14 protein-coding genes are annotated in these 16,778 nt (G+C 61.1%); 8 read left to right on the top strand and 6 right to left on the bottom strand.

Annotated elements, in window-relative coordinates:
- Window positions 1-34: 34 nt before the first annotated feature.
- From ACZ5WW_RS07435 to ACZ5WW_RS07425, 3 genes are all read right to left on the bottom strand, one after another.
- Window positions 35-862: an NlpC/P60 family protein gene (locus ACZ5WW_RS07435; RefSeq protein ID WP_377172097.1), complete on the bottom strand. Its 828-nt coding sequence runs from the start codon at window positions 860-862 to the stop codon at window positions 35-37.
- A 26-nt stretch (window positions 863-888) separates the two neighbouring features.
- Complete coding sequence (locus tag ACZ5WW_RS07430) at window positions 889-2,190, bottom strand: M20 metallopeptidase family protein (RefSeq protein WP_377172099.1); 1,302 nt, start codon at window positions 2,188-2,190, stop codon at window positions 889-891.
- A 77-nt stretch (window positions 2,191-2,267) separates the two neighbouring features.
- A complete protein-coding gene (locus ACZ5WW_RS07425; RefSeq protein ID WP_377172101.1) occupies window positions 2,268-3,146 on the bottom strand; it encodes a hypothetical protein in 879 nt (292 codons plus the stop codon).
- A 169-nt stretch (window positions 3,147-3,315) separates the two neighbouring features.
- On the opposite strand from ACZ5WW_RS07425, the gene ACZ5WW_RS07420 reads away from it, so the two are divergent.
- Both ACZ5WW_RS07420 and ACZ5WW_RS07415 read left to right on the top strand, forming a co-directional pair.
- Complete coding sequence (locus tag ACZ5WW_RS07420) at window positions 3,316-4,062, top strand: lysozyme inhibitor LprI family protein (protein WP_377172103.1); 747 nt, start codon at window positions 3,316-3,318, stop codon at window positions 4,060-4,062.
- Window positions 4,063-4,081: 19 nt separating this feature from the next.
- Window positions 4,082-4,360: a VF530 family protein gene (locus ACZ5WW_RS07415; protein WP_377172105.1), complete on the top strand. Its 279-nt coding sequence runs from the start codon at window positions 4,082-4,084 to the stop codon at window positions 4,358-4,360.
- Window positions 4,361-4,396: 36 nt separating this feature from the next.
- On the opposite strand, the gene ACZ5WW_RS07410 is transcribed toward ACZ5WW_RS07415, so the two are convergent.
- Window positions 4,397-5,149, bottom strand: a complete 753-nt coding sequence (locus ACZ5WW_RS07410; protein WP_377172107.1) for an ABC transporter ATP-binding protein — start codon at window positions 5,147-5,149, stop codon at window positions 4,397-4,399.
- A gap of 154 nt (window positions 5,150-5,303) precedes the next feature.
- Here ACZ5WW_RS07410 and ACZ5WW_RS07405 point away from each other — a divergent pair, with 154 nt between their 5' ends.
- Complete coding sequence (locus ACZ5WW_RS07405) at window positions 5,304-6,956, top strand: alkaline phosphatase family protein (protein WP_377172109.1); 1,653 nt, start codon at window positions 5,304-5,306, stop codon at window positions 6,954-6,956.
- 74 nt (window positions 6,957-7,030) lie between these two features.
- On the opposite strand, the gene uvrA is transcribed toward ACZ5WW_RS07405, so the two are convergent.
- Window positions 7,031-9,922 carry an excinuclease ABC subunit UvrA gene (gene uvrA / locus ACZ5WW_RS07400; RefSeq protein WP_377172111.1) on the bottom strand — a complete coding sequence of 964 codons (2,892 nt, stop codon included), beginning with the start codon at window positions 9,920-9,922 and terminating at the stop codon, window positions 7,031-7,033.
- Between the two features lie 122 nt (window positions 9,923-10,044).
- Here uvrA and ACZ5WW_RS07395 point away from each other — a divergent pair, with 122 nt between their 5' ends.
- The 3 genes from ACZ5WW_RS07395 to ACZ5WW_RS07385 all read left to right on the top strand — a co-directional run bounded on the left by ACZ5WW_RS07395 (window position 10,045) and on the right by ACZ5WW_RS07385 (window position 13,011).
- On the top strand, window positions 10,045-11,004 hold the full coding sequence (locus ACZ5WW_RS07395) for a hypothetical protein (protein WP_377172113.1): 960 nt from the start codon (window positions 10,045-10,047) through the stop codon (window positions 11,002-11,004).
- A gap of 283 nt (window positions 11,005-11,287) precedes the next feature.
- Window positions 11,288-12,574 (top strand): histidinol dehydrogenase, encoded by a 1,287-nt coding sequence (gene hisD, locus ACZ5WW_RS07390; RefSeq protein ID WP_377172115.1) that lies wholly within the window; start codon window positions 11,288-11,290, stop codon window positions 12,572-12,574.
- On the top strand, window positions 12,571-13,011 hold the full coding sequence (locus ACZ5WW_RS07385; RefSeq protein ID WP_377172117.1) for a hypothetical protein: 441 nt from the start codon (window positions 12,571-12,573) through the stop codon (window positions 13,009-13,011). Before hisD ends, ACZ5WW_RS07385 begins: the two co-directional genes overlap by 4 nt.
- 7 nt (window positions 13,012-13,018) lie before the next feature.
- On the opposite strand, the gene ACZ5WW_RS07380 is transcribed toward ACZ5WW_RS07385, so the two are convergent.
- Window positions 13,019-13,960: a type I phosphomannose isomerase catalytic subunit gene (locus tag ACZ5WW_RS07380; RefSeq protein WP_377172119.1), complete on the bottom strand. Its 942-nt coding sequence runs from the start codon at window positions 13,958-13,960 to the stop codon at window positions 13,019-13,021.
- A 63-nt stretch (window positions 13,961-14,023) separates the two neighbouring features.
- On the opposite strand from ACZ5WW_RS07380, the gene ACZ5WW_RS07375 reads away from it, so the two are divergent.
- Both ACZ5WW_RS07375 and ACZ5WW_RS07370 read left to right on the top strand, forming a co-directional pair.
- On the top strand, window positions 14,024-15,409 hold the full coding sequence (locus ACZ5WW_RS07375; protein WP_377172121.1) for an FAD-binding oxidoreductase: 1,386 nt from the start codon (window positions 14,024-14,026) through the stop codon (window positions 15,407-15,409).
- 10 nt (window positions 15,410-15,419) lie between these two features.
- The gene (locus tag ACZ5WW_RS07370) at window positions 15,420-16,742 is read left to right on the top strand and encodes a (Fe-S)-binding protein (protein ID WP_377172123.1); all 1,323 of its coding nucleotides are present in this window, start codon (window positions 15,420-15,422) and stop codon (window positions 16,740-16,742) included.
- Window positions 16,743-16,778 lie beyond the last annotated feature (36 nt).

Genomic DNA, 16,778 nt, shown 5'->3' with positions numbered 1-16,778 from the left:
CTTCGATCGTGCTTGTGTCCTCCCAAAGCCCCTCTCACTTCTCCGGAATAATCCTCAGCGCGTGGCTCGCCTTGCTGGCATACCACCAGCCTTTTTTAAAGGGCCGCAGGTGCACGCCGTTTGGGATCTCCACCCCGTTGCTGTCCTTCGTTCGTGTCCCCGTGCTGTCCAGAATCAGCGGCGCACCCTCCGGGCTGTGGCCTATCTTGCCCACCCACAGCACCACGTGGGAGACCTCGCCTTTGTTGCTCTTCACAAACAGCAGATCCCCCGTGAGCAGCGTCTTTTCAAAGTCCTCGTAGCGCTCGGGCAGCTCGATCCGCTTCACCGCGATGCTTCGCCCTGCACCCGGCCCGGGGGTCTCCGTCAGCATGGCCTGATCCTGCACATCTCCGGTGGGCTTGATCCCCAGCGCCATGTTGTACACAAAGGCGGTGAAGTTGCTGCAGTCCACCCCCTTCGTCACAGGCGTGGTCTGCCTCTCATCCTTCGGCCAGCCCGCTGGTGGCTCCCAGTCCGGCACGTGATGATGCTGGTACGTGTAGCCTACAAAGCGCATGGCGGTGGCGATCACTCGCTGGCGCGACCACTCCGGGCTTTTTGAGCCCATGCCCTCAGGCGGGCTGAAGTGCTTCGCCGCAGGTCCCCAGTATTTCCAGCGCGGTTGGTTGGCGTCATCATACCATTCGCGGTAGGGCACGTTGGCCTCCTCCTTCCAGTTGCCACGCGGTCCTTTCAGGAGGTCGCCTATCAGCTCCTCATCGCTGAAGGTGAAGGCCACCTTGTAGGGTGACTTGTAATCAGCAGCGTGCAGGGCGCTGCAGCAAAGCAGGAGGGAAAGCAGAAGCCGGCGGATCTTCATGGTGCCCCCCTTAAACGCCGCCACCGTCAGCGGCTTGCATCCAGAAAATCACAAACAGCGGCTGCCATCACGGCCACGCCGGTTTTGATGCTCTGCTCATCACAGTCATACATCGGCGTGTGGCCGCCATAGGTCATGCCTTTCTCCTCGTTCGCCACGCCCAGGCGGAAGTAGAAGCCCGGAACCACCTGCGCGAAAAAGCTGAAGTCCTCCCCACCCATGCCCGGGATGAGCTCGATCACGTTCTTTTCTCCCACGACCCGGCGAAAGACCGGCAGCGTGACATCCACCAGCTTTTGATCATTGTGAATGCTCGGGTACGTCTTCCGGTACTCCATCTCATAGGTGGCCCCATGCGCTGACGTGATGCCCTTTAGGATGCGCTCCATCTGCTCGATGATTCCGTCTCGGAAAGCTGCGTCATAAGTGCGCACCGTGCCGCCCAGCTCCACTTTCTCCGCGATGATGTTCTCGCGGTCGCCACCGCTGATCATGCCGATGCTGATCACCAGCGGCTGCCGCGTGTTCGTCTGGCGGCTCTTGATCATCTGCAGCGCCATGATGGCCTCCGCCGCCACCGCGATGGCGTCCACCCCTTTGTGCGGCGTGGAGCCGTGCGCCATCTTGCCATGGATGGTGATGTGAAAGCGGTCGCTGTTTGCATTGTCATAGCCTGGCGTGTAGCCGATCTGCCCCGCCTTGAGGTAATGGACACCGTCATCTGTGATCCCCGCCGGCTGCACCACCGCCGTGGTATGCAGGCCAAAGACAGCCGCAGGCTTGGGGTTCTCCATCACGCCCTCCGCCACCATCAGCTTAGCACCCCAGTCGCCTTTGTAGGTGGCGGGCATGGCCTCCTCCGCTGGTTGGAAAAGAAACTTCACACTGCCTTTCACCTTGTCCCGGTGCCTCATGAGCAGCTCCGCCACGCCCAGCGCACAGGTCGTGTGCACGTCATGTCCGCAGGCATGCATCACCCCCGGGTTCTGCGAGCGGTACGGGGTGCTGCGCAGCTCCTTGATCGGCAGCGCATCCATGTCTGCGCGTACCGCCACGCAGGGGCCATCCTGCGTGCCTTTCAGCACCGCCACCACGCCATGCTTCGCCACACCGGTCTTGATGTCCGTAAAGCCAAGTTCCTTGAGCCGGTCCGCCACCAGCTTCGAGGTGCGCACCTCCTCATTTGGCAGCTCTGGGTGCATGTGGATGTCCCGCCTGATCTCCACCAATCGTGGAAACATCTGCTCAATGCTCTTTTGAAACGCCGCGTCACGGGTTTCTGCAGCGTTGAGTGGGATGGATAGCAGCAGCAGGAAAAGATGTTTCATTACAGCCAGACGTTGGAGTCACGCCGATTTGTTCAAGCTTTGCTCCATTCTGTCTGTTTGTCTTTCCTGGGGCCTCCTTACGCACCTGGAGGTGTATTCAGGTCTAGCCCCAGTTTCTTCAGCTCCCATTCCTTGGAAGGCCAGTCGATCTCCGTCGGCATGCCCACGGGTTTCTCGTTGGTAAAGATGCCTGCAGACATCGCACGCACGCGGCGGTGGGTGGCGTGCTTGTCCACCAGCGGCATCCCCTGCGTTTTTGGGTTCGGATTCTGCGTGGCTTTTTCCTCCTCCTGCCACACGGTGGCTAGCTGATGCAGCGCCACGATACGGTACCAGTGCCAAGGCTGTTCGCACACCACGTTGTCGCGGCACCAGCGCCAGTTCGCAAAGCGCTCCAGTTCGGCGGGGCGCACCAGGAAGCAGCGCACGCATTTGCGTCGCACCACCTGGCGGTCTTCGCAGGTCATGGCAAACATCCATGTTTCGCGGGGGAATGGAGTGATGGCCAGATGTCCGGCGATGTGATTGAAAGCGTCGTTGAGCACTTCAAAACCCAGTGTGCCCTCTGTTCGCAGCACAGGCTTCCGCAGCGTGGTGATGTCTGCCATTTCTCGCACAATTTTCCGCGCGGCAGGATTGTCATAGAGATCATTGACCGTGGTGCTGGGCATCAGGTTGCGGAAGAGCAGCATGTATTTGTCGGATCCCGCAATCGGAGCAAGAAAGTGTGCCTGAAATAAGACGTCATCCGAGTCTCCGCGGCGCAGCCGGTCCAGCGCCCTCAGGTGCCGGCGAAACAGCAGAAACCAACTCGCGCCAAATCCAAGGAGAAAGCCGATGAACTTGCCCGAAATTTCTGGCACCACGCGATTCCACTCCAGCTGTCTCAGCCAGTCCGCCACCTGCTGTGCATTCAGGCTGCCGGCCCATTGGATGAATTGATCGTAGAGATGCATGAAAATAGGAATAAAAAAGGGGCTGAGTCGGCGGAGGCTAGAGACAAAACATTGTTTATCAAGGCGTGAAGATGTATTCAAAATCAGCCGCTTCCTGATGATCAGGAAACCAAAAGAAACCCGAGGCAAAACGTGGACACTCCCAAGCCCTCAGCTAATCTGATGCCACATGCGCCATGCGATTTCAGCTCTCTCCCTGCTGCTGCTCATCACGGCTGGCACAGGCTCCGCTCGCGCTGAAGAAAAACCCCTCACCCGTGATGCTGCAAAGGTGCTTTTCGACAAAGCAGACCGCGCCCTGAATGAAGCCTGGGCGGCGGTGAAGCGGAAGCTGCCGGAAAAGGATTTCAACAAGCTTAAGGAAGACCAGCGCTCCTGGGTGGAATATCGAGACTGCCTCGCGCGCTCACCGCTGTTTACCGGGGCCGGCGGCCAGGATGATCTGCCGCTGGATGCGCCGGAGTATCTGGAGGCCGCCGCCGGTCTGGAGGATGAGCGCTCCGAGTGGCTGAAGGGCTTGATCCATGAATGGAAGGATGAAACACTCAGCGGTGTCTATTCCGACAGCAGGGGCGGGCGTGTGGAAGTGGCGGAGGAAGGCGGGCATCTCTATTTCTCCATTTCGGTGGTGCGCGGGCCTACTTCGCATGGTGGGGATATCTCGGGTGTCGCCGTTTGGAACGCCCCCATAGGATGGTACAGTGACAAAGGGATCGACAAGGATAAGTCTGATGAGACCAACCTCAGTTTTGTGCTGCGTGAGCGAAAGCTCGAAATCACAGGGGCAAACACAGGCTATTATCTTGGCGCTCGCGCCTATTTCGACGGCAGTTATGTCAAAGTGAAAACTTTGGATGTGAAAGCGCACTCAGAGATGGTCAAAGCCGCGAAGAAAGGCCAATTGCCGGAAAAATAAAACCAGGTAAACATTCACCATGCACGCCGCAGGCCCCAAAAACCCCCTTCATGGCATCACCCTCCAGATGATGGTCACGCAGCTCGTTGAGCATTACGGCTGGGAAATGCTTGGGCGCATGATCCCGATCAACTGCTTCAACTGGCAGCCCAGTATCAAATCCAGCCTCACCTTTCTCCGCCGTACCCCCTGGGCGCGTGATAAAGTCGAGGCCCTCTATCTTGATTCGCTTCCAGACTTCAAGCAGTCGCAGAAGGAAGGCGAAGAAGGCAGCCCGGTCGTGCCGCAATCGGAGTGAGGGAAAGCCAGTTGCGGCCCAACTGGTCAACTTTTCTCACAGCCTCTCCACATGCTTCAGATGCTCCGGCGGCGGATTGTTGGCATCCACATCATGGATCTCCACCACACGTCCGTCGTCCATGTTCGCGATCCGGTTCGCATGGTGAAAAATACGGTTGTCATGGGTCACGATCAGCACCGCGCGGTCATTCCCGCGCGCGACATGCTCAAAGAGCTCCATCACCACATGCCCGTTCTTCGCGTCCAGCGCGGCGGTGGGCTCGTCGCAGATGATCAGCTCCGGCTCATGCACCAGCGCTCGGGCGATCGCGACTCGCTGCTGCTGCCCGCCTGAGAGCTGCGAGGGGCGGTGCTTTGTGCGCTCTCCCAGCCCCACTTGCGCCAGCACCTCCTTGGCACGCTTTTCCGCCTTCGACGCGGACATTCCCTGAATGAGAAGCGGCACGCTCACATTTTCCACACACGTCAGTGTCGGGATCAGATTGAAGGACTGGAAGATGAAGCCGATGTGCTGCGCCCGGAATCGCGTGATCTGCGCAGTGGACATCTTTCGCAGATCCTGCCCCAGCACCTGCAGCTCGCCGTCATCCGCCTTCAGTGTGCCTGCGATGATGCTGATCAGCGTCGTCTTGCCGCAGCCAGAAGGCCCTACCAGCATGGTGATGTCTCCTCGCCGCACGTCCAGATCGATTTCCTTGAGCACCTGCAGCCGTGCCCCCCCGTCTCCAAAGCTCTTGGAGATGCCCTTCACATGTGCCGCCAGACGGCTGGGTTCAGCTTTGCTCATTCGTTTGGACTTCCTACGCGGTCCTGATGCCTGCGGTTGCCTGTGAGTTCAAGCAGGGACTGTGCTTCTGGTTCGCCGTGCACGTGCTCCTGCTTGCTTAAAGTCATTGAAACACTGACCTCGCTGCCTGTGTTTACTGCTCTCCATTTCCACCATGAAGCACAAGACACTGCTCCCCCTCCTGGCCCTCGTGGCTGGCCTCGCCACCGCCAAGGCCGCACCACCCAAGGCTCCCAAGCTCGTGGTCGCCATCCTCGTGGATCAGCTGCGCTACGACTACCTTGACCGCTTCCACTCCCAGTTCGTCGAGGGCGGCCTCCGCGAGCTCACAGACAAAGGGGCCTTCATGACCTTTGCGCAGTACAATTACTACCCCACCATCACCGCGCCGGGACACGCCAGCTTCTTCAGCGGCAGCTCCCCCATGATGCATGGAGTGATTGGGAATGACTGGTTCGACAAGCGCAGCGGGGGGATGATGTACTGCGTGGAGGACGCAGACGTCACCGGCGTGGGCACCAAGCCCGACGCCAAGGCCGGCAAGATGTCCCCGCGCAATTTTACCGGAGCCACCGTGGCGGACCAGATGCGCCTGCACTGGGGCTCCAAGGTGGTCAGCATGTCCGTCAAAGATCGCGGCGCCATCCTGCCTGCCGGCAAAAAGCCCACGGGTGCCTACTGGTTCGAGTCCGCTTCGGGCAATTTCATCACCAGCAGCTACTATGAAAACGAGCTGCCTGCCTGGGTGAAGGCCTTCAATGACAGCAAGCGCCCGGACGCTTTCGTGGGTCAGACCTGGGAGCGCCTTCTCGAAGAGAAGCAGTATTCCGAGTCTGACGAGTCCGCCGGAGAGAGCCACCTCGCTGGCGAAAAAGGCAGCACCTTCCCGCACAAGGTCATCAAGGAAGAGAAGGAAGGCTACGAGCCCATCCTCTCCACTCCCTATGGCAACCAGCTCCTCATGGAGTTTGCCAAGGCTGCCATCGAAGGAGAGAAGTTGGGGCAGGGGAGCAACCCCGACCTGCTCTGCGTCTCGTTCTCATCCATCGACTACTGCGGCCACAAGTTCGGCCCCTACTCCCAGGAAGTTCATGACATGACTCTGCGCCTGGACCGTCAGCTGAAGGAACTCTTTGCCTACCTCGACAAAAAAGTCGGTTTGGCCAATGTGGTCATGGTGCTTACCGCCGACCACGGCGTGGCTCCCAATCCAGAAAACGCCAAGGAGCAGGGGCTCGATGGCGGACGTCCGTCAGTCACAGACATGCTTGTGGAGTTGCAGGCCAAAGTCGCCGAACGCTTTGGCGAAGGCCGCTACTTCCTCTCTCCCAAAGGCAGCCTCAAGCCCCGCCTCGTGGAAGGTAACCTCTACTTCGACCACGCCGTCCTGGCCGAGAAAAAACTGCAGCCCGAAGTGCTCACCGACTTCATCCGTGAGTGGGCGCTTTCCACCGGCGTGGTACATGCCGTTTACGGCCGCCAGCAGCTTCTCGAAGGCCGCGCCCCCGGCGTCATCGGCCAGCGCATCGCCAACGGCTTCAATGGCGAGCGCAGCGGCGATGCCGTGATCATCCTCAAGCCCTGGCTCATTGCCGGCACTGGCAAGCCCGCCACCGGCACCACCCACGGCTCCCCCTTCTCCTACGACACCCACATCCCCATTATCTTCTACGGCGCCCCCTTCAAAACTGGCCGCTACGCCGACGAGTTCAGCATCACCGACCTCGCCCCCACCCTGAGCGCAGCGCTGGGTATCCAGGAGCCCCCGATGTGCATGGGCAAGCCACTGGTGCGGGCTCTGAAGTGAGTGATGCGGGCACTCCTGCCCGCAGTTTGGAGATATGAGGTGTTCGATGCAGGCCAGCGTGCCTGCATCATTCCTCACGCCCTCAAAAAACTCCCCGTCACACTCTTCTCATTCGCCGCCACCTGCTTTGGCGTTCCTGTGGCCAGCACATATCCGCCTTCGCTGCCTCCACCCGGACCGAGGTCGATGATCCAGTCCGCGCTGCGGATCATGTCCAGATGATGCTCGATGACGATCAGCGTATTCCCCGCATCCCGCAGGCGCAGCAGCACGCCCAGCAGTGTCTGGATGTCCGCGCTGTGCAGGCCGGTGGTGGGCTCGTCCAGCACATACAGCGTACGGCCGGTGCTGCGTTTGGCCAGCTCGGCGCTGAGCTTGATGCGCTGTGCCTCGCCGCCAGAGAGCGTCGCACCGCTCTGCCCCAGCTTGATGTAGCCCAGCCCCGTCTCCTCCAGCGTGCGCAGCTTGGGCGAGATGGTGGTGCTGCGATCAAAAAAACGCAGCGCCTCGCTCACCGTCATGTCCAGTACCTCGGCGATGTTCTTGCCCTTGAAGGTCACCTCCAGCGTCTCCGCGCCATAGCGCTTTCCTTTGCACGACTCGCACGTCACATACACGTCCGCCAGGAAGTGCATGTCGATCTTGATCACGCCATCCCCTTCGCATTTCTCACAGCGGCCACCGGGTGTGTTAAAGCTGAAGCGCCCCGCATCATAGCCGCGCATGCGCGCCAGAGGAAGTTGCGCAAACAGCTCGCGGATCGGCCCAAATGCTCCGGTGTAGGTCGCAGGATTTGAGCGCGGACTGCGGCCGATCGGCGATTGATCAATCACCACCACCTTGTCGAGCTGCTCCAGCCCCGTGATCTTCTCATGCGCACCGGGAATCTCCTTGGCGTCGTAAAAATGGCGGCGCAGCGCACGCATCAAAATGTCGTCCACCAGCGTTGATTTGCCGCTGCCAGACGGGCCAGTGACACAGGTGAAAGCCCCCAGTGGAAACGCGGCGGTCACATTCCGTAGATTGTGCGCCGTGGCATTGTGGATCGTCAGCGCGTGCCCTCGGGTCGGCTCACGGCTCTCGGCGATCAGCGTCTCAGGCAGTGCCTTGGCCTCGATCCGTTTCCGGCCGCTGAGAAAGCCCCCGGTGATTGATGCCTCGTTGGCCGCGATCTCCGCAGGCGTTCCCTGTGCGGTGATCTTCCCGCCATGTGTGCCCGCTCCTGGCCCCAGCTCGATGATGTAGTCCGCCGCGCGCATGGTGGCCTCGTCATGCTCCACCACCAGCACGGTGTTTCCCAGGTCGCGCAGCCGCAGCAGCGTGCGGATCAGCCGCTCATTGTCGCGCGGATGCAGGCCGATGCTCGGTTCGTCCAGCACATACAGCACCCCTGCCAGTCCGGCCCCGATCTGCGAAGCCAGCCGGATGCGCTGCATCTCGCCACCCGAGAGCGTGCCGCTCTCACGGTTCAGCGCCAGATACCCCAGCCCCACCTGCTCCAGAAACTCGATCCGCTTCACCACCTCCCGCTGCAGCTCGCCCACATACTGCTTCTGCTGCTCCGTCACCTCCAGCTCCCGCATCCACTCCAGCGCATCGCGCACCTGCAGCCCGGTAAACTCATGGATGTTCAAGCCCTCGGCGGCCTCCAGCTTGGAACCTGTAACCTTGAACTTGGAACTCAACCTCACCGCCAGCGACTCCGGCCTCAATCTCATGCCTGCACACGTCGCGCAGGGCTGCGGATTCATCAGGCGCGAGAGGGAGGCACGTAGCACATCGCTCTCGGCACTTGCATACATGCGCGCGATCTCCGGCAGCAGCCCCTCAAAAGGCTTGGCCACGCTGCGCTTGTTGTCTGCCTTTTTCCACCCGGTGTTGATCGCCTCGCTGCCCGTGCCGTGAAACAGCGCCTGCTTAAACTCTGCCGGCAGCTCCCGAAACGGCACATCCGTCGCCGCGCCATAGTGCCGCGCTAGCGCCTCGACACTCTGGTTGAAAATCTGCTTCACCGTCGGGTGCCGTGCCCACCAGGCCTTGATTGCCCCTTTGGCCAGAGACACGCTCTCATCCGGCACCAGCAGCGTCGGGTCCGGCGTGGGTGTGGTCCCGGTGCCCTCGCAGGCCGGGCATGCGCCCAGGTGCGTGTTAAAAGAGAAATGCTGTGGCGTCAGCCTCTCCAGCGTGTAGCCCGTGCGCGGATTGGCAAAAGCCGTCGTGTAGCTCAGCACCTCCTCGCTGCCGTCCAGGTTCACCAGAAACTGCACCTCGCGGTCGTTCCAGTGCAGCGCGCTCTCGATCGCCTCCATCAGCCGCTGGCGCGAGTCCCCGCGCACCACCAGGCGGTCGATCACCACCTGCACCTGCTGCATCTGGTCGTCATCCAGTGCAGGCGCCTCCTCCAGCTCCACCACGGTGCCGTTCAGCCGCACCCGCACAAAGCCCTGGCGTTTCAGTTTCTCAAAAAGCGTCCGCGTGTCCGCCGCACTCGCGGGCGCCTGGGGGGACAGCACCACCAGCCGCGTGCCCTCGCCCAGCGCCAGCACCTTGTCGGCGATCTCTGGCGGCGTGCTGCGGTGCAGCCGCTCCCCTGTCTGCGGGTCGTGCGGCTGCCCGGCCACCGCGTACAGCACGCGCAGGTAGTCGTAGATCTCTGTGACCGTGGCGATCGTGCTGCGCGGATTTGGATTCGAGTGCACCTGCTCGATCGCCACCGCCGGGGACAGCCCCTCGATGAAATCCACGTCCGGCTTTTCCATCTGTCCCAGAAACTGCCGGGCGTAGGCCGACAGGCTCTGCACATAGCGCCGCTGCCCCTCCGCAAAAAGGGTGTCAAAGGCCAGGGACGACTTCCCGCTGCCACTCACCCCCGTCAGCACCACAAGCCGGTGCCGTGGGATGTCCACATCGATGTTTTGGAGGTTGTGCTGCCGTGCGCCTCGCACGCTGATCACGTCTTCAGGCATGCCCGTACAAGCCGCGTGAGAAGGGGAGATCAAGCCCAAGAAATTCCCGGCTGGGGCGTTTTCAGAATGCTGCATGTGGGTGGTTGATTATCTCCGGCCACTCTCCTAGAATCCCTACTGCCATGAAACCCCTCCTTGTCATCGCCCTGGCCATCGCCGTTGGTTACGTCTCCTACGAGTATGTGTATCCGCCTTTCGCTGATGCCATGAAATTCACGAAGCACGTTCCCAAAAAGGAGGAGCCCAAGCAGGAAGTGGCCGTCGTTCCAGCGCCAAAACCGCCCAAAAAGGAGAAGGTGGTCGTGGTCGAGACCAAGCCGGAACCGAAGCCTGAGATGAAGCCCGAGGAGCCAAAACCCGAAATGACCAAGGCTCCTGAGCCGCCGCCGGTGGATCCGAACGCGTTCGTCGCTCCCGTCTTCCCGCCCGTGGACGAGCTCACCCAGAACTGGGCTGTGGTGCCAAAAGGCTTCTTTAACACGCCCAAGCAGGTCACCATGAAGAAAGACCTGGAACTGAAGATGCAGATGGGCAAGGCCACTGCGGCCACCACCTTCAAGGCGGGCACTAAAATCTTCGTTATGGGCCAGGAAGGCCCCAATCTTGTGGTGGGTGCCTCCGCAGGCTCGCCCATGCGGGGGCTGGTCGCCATGGATGACACCGACTTCAAGGAAGTCTTCACCGCCGCTTATGAGCAGGTCAAGGTCGTGCAGACGGAAAATGCACGCAAGTCGCACGAATACCGTTTGGCTGCTGCGGAGCGTGCCAAAAACGCCCCAGCCGCAGCCTCTACTGGCGGCAGCAGCAGCAACGACAAGCCCGTCAAGGATGCCGACGGCACCTATCCGCTGCTTCTTGCCAGCATGAAATCCGGCGAAGTCACCGAAATCAAACCCGACAACATCAAGTCCTGGGGGGATGTGGCGCAGGAAAAAATCGATGGCACTGAATATTGGACGGTCATCGTGAAGTACGAAACTCAGACCATGTTCGGCAAATTCGAGACTGAAGCCCAGGCCCGCATCAAAAACGGCCGCGTCGAGAAGTGGGTCTATACAGGCTCCGGCGAAGTGGTGCCGTAAACCTTTCTGAGGCTGGCCGATAATGCTGCTGCTGGTCATCCTAGGCCTGATGGCAGGCATTGCCCTTGCTTCTTATCTTCATGGGAGACGCCGCAGGGCTTTACGTGCGCGCCGCTCTGTCGATGCCGCTTCTGAGCCGGATACCTGTGGCGCGCACGAAGATTTCGGCGATGACTTTGATGCAGGCGGAGACGCAGATTGAGTTGGTGGGCGCCTTGAGTCTATTTACAGGACCACTTGACCTCTTGACTCCAATCCCGCCCCCGCCACGTAAACACCCCCGATGAAAATCATCCGCCATACCGACCCAGGCTACCCCGCCGCCGCCTCTGCTCTCAACCGCCGTGCCGAAGCCAGCGACTCCGTGCGTGAGGTCGTCTCAGGGGTCATCAAGGCCGTGCGCGAGCGTGGGGATGCCGCCGTGCTGGAGCTTGTGGAAAAGTTTGACGGTGCCAAGCTGACCGCCGCCCAGATGCGCGTGTCCCAATCCGAGCTCGACGCCGCCTGGGATGCCGCAGACGCCACCCTCAAGGCCGCGCTGGAGTCCTCCCAGCGCAACGTCGCCGCCTTTGCCAAGCGCAGCTTGCGCCAGGAGTGGAGCTTCAAAAACGAACAGGGAGCCACCGTCGGGGAGATCTATCACCCCTTCGAGCGCGTGGGCTGCTATGTCCCTGGAGGCACCGCCCCGCTTGTCTCCACCTCCATCATGACCGTCGCCATCGCCGCAGCCGCAGGCGTGCCGGAGATCGTCGTCTGCACCCCCTGTGGCCGGGACGGAACCGTCAATCTCGGTCTACTCGCCGCGCTCAAGCTCGCAGGAGCCACCGAGGTCTATAAAATTGGCGGATCCCAGGCCATCGCTGCGCTCGCCTTTGGCACCGAGACCATCCGTCCCGTCACCAAAATCTTCGGTCCCGGCAACAGCTACGTCGTCGAGGCCAAGCGTCAGGCCTTCGGCGTCGTCTCCATCGATCTCCTCCCCGGGCCCAGCGAGGTCCTGATCCTTGCCGACAAGTCGGGCAATCCCGCCTTCATCGCCGCAGACATCCTCGCCCAGGCCGAGCACGGCAAGGACAGCATGGCCGGATTCCTCACCGACGACGCTGCCCTTCTCGATGCTGTCGTCGCGCAGGTGGCCGAGCAGTCCGCCACGCTCAGCCGTCAGGCCCAGCTTGCCCCCGTGCTGGAAAAAGGAGTCTTTCTCATGCTCGTACCCAGCTTGGAAGAGGGAGCACGTCTGGCCAATGATTTTGCGCCAGAGCACCTCACGCTCATCACCACGCGGGAGCAGGACATACTGCCCCTCATCCGCACCGCTGGTGCTATCTTCCTTGGCAATTACTCCCCCGTGGCCGTGGGCGACTTCCTTGCGGGCCCCAGCCACACGCTGCCCACAGGCGGCTCCGGCAAATCCTTCCCCGGCATCACCGCAGACATGTTCCAGCGCCGCACCAGCATCATCCGTCTGGACCGCGAGAGCTGTGCCAAGTCGGAGCCCGTCGTCCGAGCCATCAGCGCCGTCGAGGGGCTTGATGCCCACGCCCGGTCGGTGTCTATTCGCAGCGTATGAAGCCTTGCATCTGCCTGCTTGCTCTGATCCTCGTCTCCTGCGGCAAGGAGGAGGCCCAGCCTGAGCTGAAAAAGGGGGGGGCTCCCCCCTCTGCCAGCACCTCTTACAAGCCGGCGGTGCCAGAGAAAAAGCTGCCTCCCGTGCCTCAGGGCAAGCTTCCGAAAATGGATCCCGAAAAGGCCAAATTCATCGCTGTGCCCAGCACTCCCAAGGACCCTGCGTACAAAACTGCTGACAAGTCCATGGCAGACGCCAAAAAAACGGCTTCACCTGCGGCGGAGGTCAAGCCTGCACAGGCCCCCGTGCTGGAAGTCAAAAAAGCCACCCCTCCAGCGACAACGGCAAAGCCAAATGAAACAGCTGCCCCTGAAGTCCAAAAGGAGGCGCCAGCCGTCGAGGTGAAAAAGCCTGCTCCGCCAGCTTCAGGCAGTCAGTAGCCGTTCATCAGGGGACACGGATCTCCAGCCATTGGCTGCCAGCGCTGATGGGACTGACTTTGCGTGCTTCGGCACTCAGGCACGCGGGCACCAGCGCAAAATCACCCGCCTTCAGCATCGTGCCGCCCACGTCGATCTCGCCGCTCACCACAGCCAGCGTCAGGCTTTCACCCTCAGCACCCGCTTCGCCAGCCTCGCTGCGCAGTTTCACGTCAAAGTGCTCGCATCTCACCAGCGTGCCGTCTGCCTCCAGATTTTGCACTCCGGGCTCAAAGTCGTTGAAGTCGATGCTCTGCAGGCTCTCCTCCACATGCAGCGCGCGGGGCTTGCCATCCAGGCCCACGCGGTTCCAGTCAAACACCCGGTAGGTCGTGTCGCTGTTTTGCTGGATCTCATAGATCAGCAGGCCCGCCCCGATCGCGTGTACCCGCCCGCTGGGAATGAAAAGGCAGTCGCCCGTGCGCGCCTCGATCACATGTACAACATCCGCCAGGGTGCCGTTCGCCAGTGCTGTTTCAAAATCTGCCCGGGTCACTCCCGGCTTCAGCCCGGCGTAGATCTTCGCACCCGGGTCGGCATGCGCGATGAACCACATCTCTGTCTTCGGCTCGCCCTTCAGCGCCTCCGCCATGCTTGCCGGCGGGTGCACTTGGATCGAGAGATCATCGCATGCATCCAGCACCTTCATTAGCAGGGGGAAAGTCGGGCTCGTCGATGAGACAAGCGCCTTGCCAAACACCTCTTCGCGGTGGTTGGTCCACAGCTCATTGAGGGATCTGCCGTCCACCGTCACACTTGGCGCCTCAGGCCGGTCGCATACCGTCCACGCCTCGCCAAACGGAGTCGTCTCATCGGGCAGCGTCGCGCCCAGCAGTGTCTCCATGCGGCGGCCACCCCAGACGCGGCTTTGATAAATGGGGGCGAAACGAATGAGCTGATTGAATTTCATGTGATCATAATCAACCACAGCGCGCGTTGACGCTCTAGCACGAACTCTCCAGAATGCTCCGCCGTGAACAAAATTGAAGCCCGCTTTATTCAGTCCTTGAAGGAAATCTTACCGCCCGACCGGGTGCTGACCTCTGACGAAGACCTCGTCCCCTACAGCTTTGACGGCACAGCCGCTCTCAAGCAGCGCCCTGGCGCCGTTGTTTTTCCCCTCACTGCCGAGGAGGTTTCCGAGTGCGTCCAGCTCGCCCGGCGCAACAATGTCCCCGTCGTCACTCGCGGCTCCGGCACCGGCCTCAGTGGCGGCAGCGTCCCGCTGGAGGGCTGTCTCGTCATCTGTCTTGTGAAGATGGACAAGCTCATCGAGGTCGATGAAAAAAACCTCACGCTTCGTGCACAAAGCGGTGTCATCACCAAGGAGATCGACGATGCCTGCGCCAAGGTCGGTCTCTTCTATCCGCCGGATCCCGGCTCCATGAAGATCTCCACCATCGGGGGCAATGTGGCCGAAAACTCCGGCGGTCTTCGCGGCCTGAAGTACGGCGTCACGCGCGATTACGTCATGGGCTTTGAGGTCGTGCTGCCTGACGGCACGCTCACCTTTCTCGGAAACAAATGCGTTAAAGACGTGGCTGGCTATTCCATGAAGGACATCTTCATCGGCAGCGAGGGCACGCTCGGCATCATCACCGAGGTCATTCTCAAAGTGCTACCCCGTCCCAAGGCGCGTAAAACCATGCTCGCCCTTTACGACTCCATGGAGGACGCCGCCAAAACCATCTCCGCCATCATCGCCGCCAAGATCATTCCCTGCACGCTGGAGTTCCTTGATCGCGTCACCGTGCAGTGCGTGGAGGATTATGCCAAGATCGGCCTGCCCACCGATGTGGAGGCCCTCGTGCTCATGGAGACAGACGGCCACCCCGTTGTTGTCGAAGAGGAGGCCGCACAGATGATGGCCCTCGCCAAAGCCAATGGCGCGCGCGATGTCCGCGCCGCCGCCGATGAAGCTGAGGGAGCCAGGCTCGCCGCTGCTCGCCGCAATGCCTTCTCCGCACTCGCCCGCGTGCGCCCCACCACCATTCTGGAAGACGTTACCGTCCCGCGCAGCGAACTCGCCGCCATGGTCGCCTTCATCGACGCCGTGGCCAAAAAGCACAAGCTGCAGATCGGCACCTTCGGCCATCTTGGCGATGGCAACCTGCACCCCACCTTCCTCACCAACGAGCGCGACCATGAAGAGATGCATCGCATCGAAGCCGCGCTGGAGGAGATCGTCGAGGAGACCATCCGCGTCGGCGGCACTGTTACTGGTGAGCACGGTGTAGGCCTCGCCAAAAAGAACTTTCTCAAGCGCCAGCTCGGAGAGGGCAGCTATGAACTCATGCGCAGCATCAAAAAAGCCCTCGACCCCCAGGGCCTGCTGAACCCCGGAAAGATTTTTGATTGAGGAAAGAAACATGGCTTCTGCAAACCTCCTCCAATCCATCGACTACTCCGTGCTCCAGCAGTGCATGCACTGCGGCATGTGCTTGCCCACCTGTCCCACCTACGTGGAGACCAAGATGGAGCGCAACAGCCCCCGTGGCCGCATCTCCCTCATGCGTGCTGTGGCCGATGGCGACCTCCAGGTCACCAAGGCGCTCTCAGACGAGATGTACTACTGCCTCGGTTGCCTCGCCTGCCAGACCGCATGCCCTGCGGGGGTGAATTACGCCGAACTCTTTGAAACCGCCCGCGCCGAGGTCGAGCAGGCTCAGGTGGACGACGGCATGCAGCGCGGCTTCTGGCGCTGGCTATCGCTCAATGTAATCTTCATGCGCCCCTGGCTGCTGCGCCTCATCGGCCGTGTGCTGCATGTGTATCAGAGCACCGGGCTCGACCGCCTCATGCGCAGGCTACGCTTCTTCGGCCTCATGCCCCGTTCACTGGCTGCCCTGGAGCCTCAGACTCCCAGGATCGTCGAGCATTTCTCAGACGATCTCATCTGGCCTGAGGAAAAGCCTCAGGAAAGCAAAGGCTATCGCGTCGGCCTGCTCACCGGATGCATTCAGGACCTCGCTTTTTCAAACATCAACCGAGACACCGCCGATGTCCTGCTCGCCAACGGCTGCGAGGTCATCACCCCGCGCTCGCAGAGCTGCTGCGGCTCACTGCATGCGCACAATGGCGAGCTCGAGCTCGCCCGCGAACTCGCACGTCGCCAGATCGACAGCTTCGATCTCGATTCTCTCGATGCCATCATCACCAACGCCGGCGGCTGCGGCTCCCATTTGAAAACCTACGGCCATCTGCTGCACGACGATCCTTTCTACGCAGAAAAGGCGGAGCAGTGGGATAAAAAGCTGAAGGACATCCACGAATGGCTCGTGCAGATCCGCTTCCGCAAGCCCACAGCTGGCGCAGGCGTCTCTGAGGTCACTTACCACGAAAGCTGCCACCTCTGCCACGGTCAGAAAGTCGTCTCGCAGCCGCGCCAGATCCTTGCCAGCATTCCAGGCCTCACCTTCAAAGAACTGCCCGAGTCCAACTGGTGCTGCGGCAGCGCAGGCATCTACAACATCACCCAGCCCGAGCAGAGCCAGAAGCTGCTCACTCGGAAAGTTGAAAACCTCCGCCAGGCCGGAGCCCCCGTCGTCGCCACCAGCAATCCCGGCTGCCATCTGCAAATCGCCAGCGGCCTGCGCTCCTGTAGCAGCCATCCCTGCCACGAAGTCACCCAGCCAGTCACGCTCCTCGCACAGGCCTATCGCGCGGAGTCCGCCGCAGAGTCTGCATCGTAACAAGGTGGGGGAGGCTCCTGACTCCCGATGCCTTGC

This window comes from Prosthecobacter fluviatilis (genome assembly GCF_055388355.1).
This window is presented reverse-complemented; position numbering and strand designations above follow the sequence as displayed.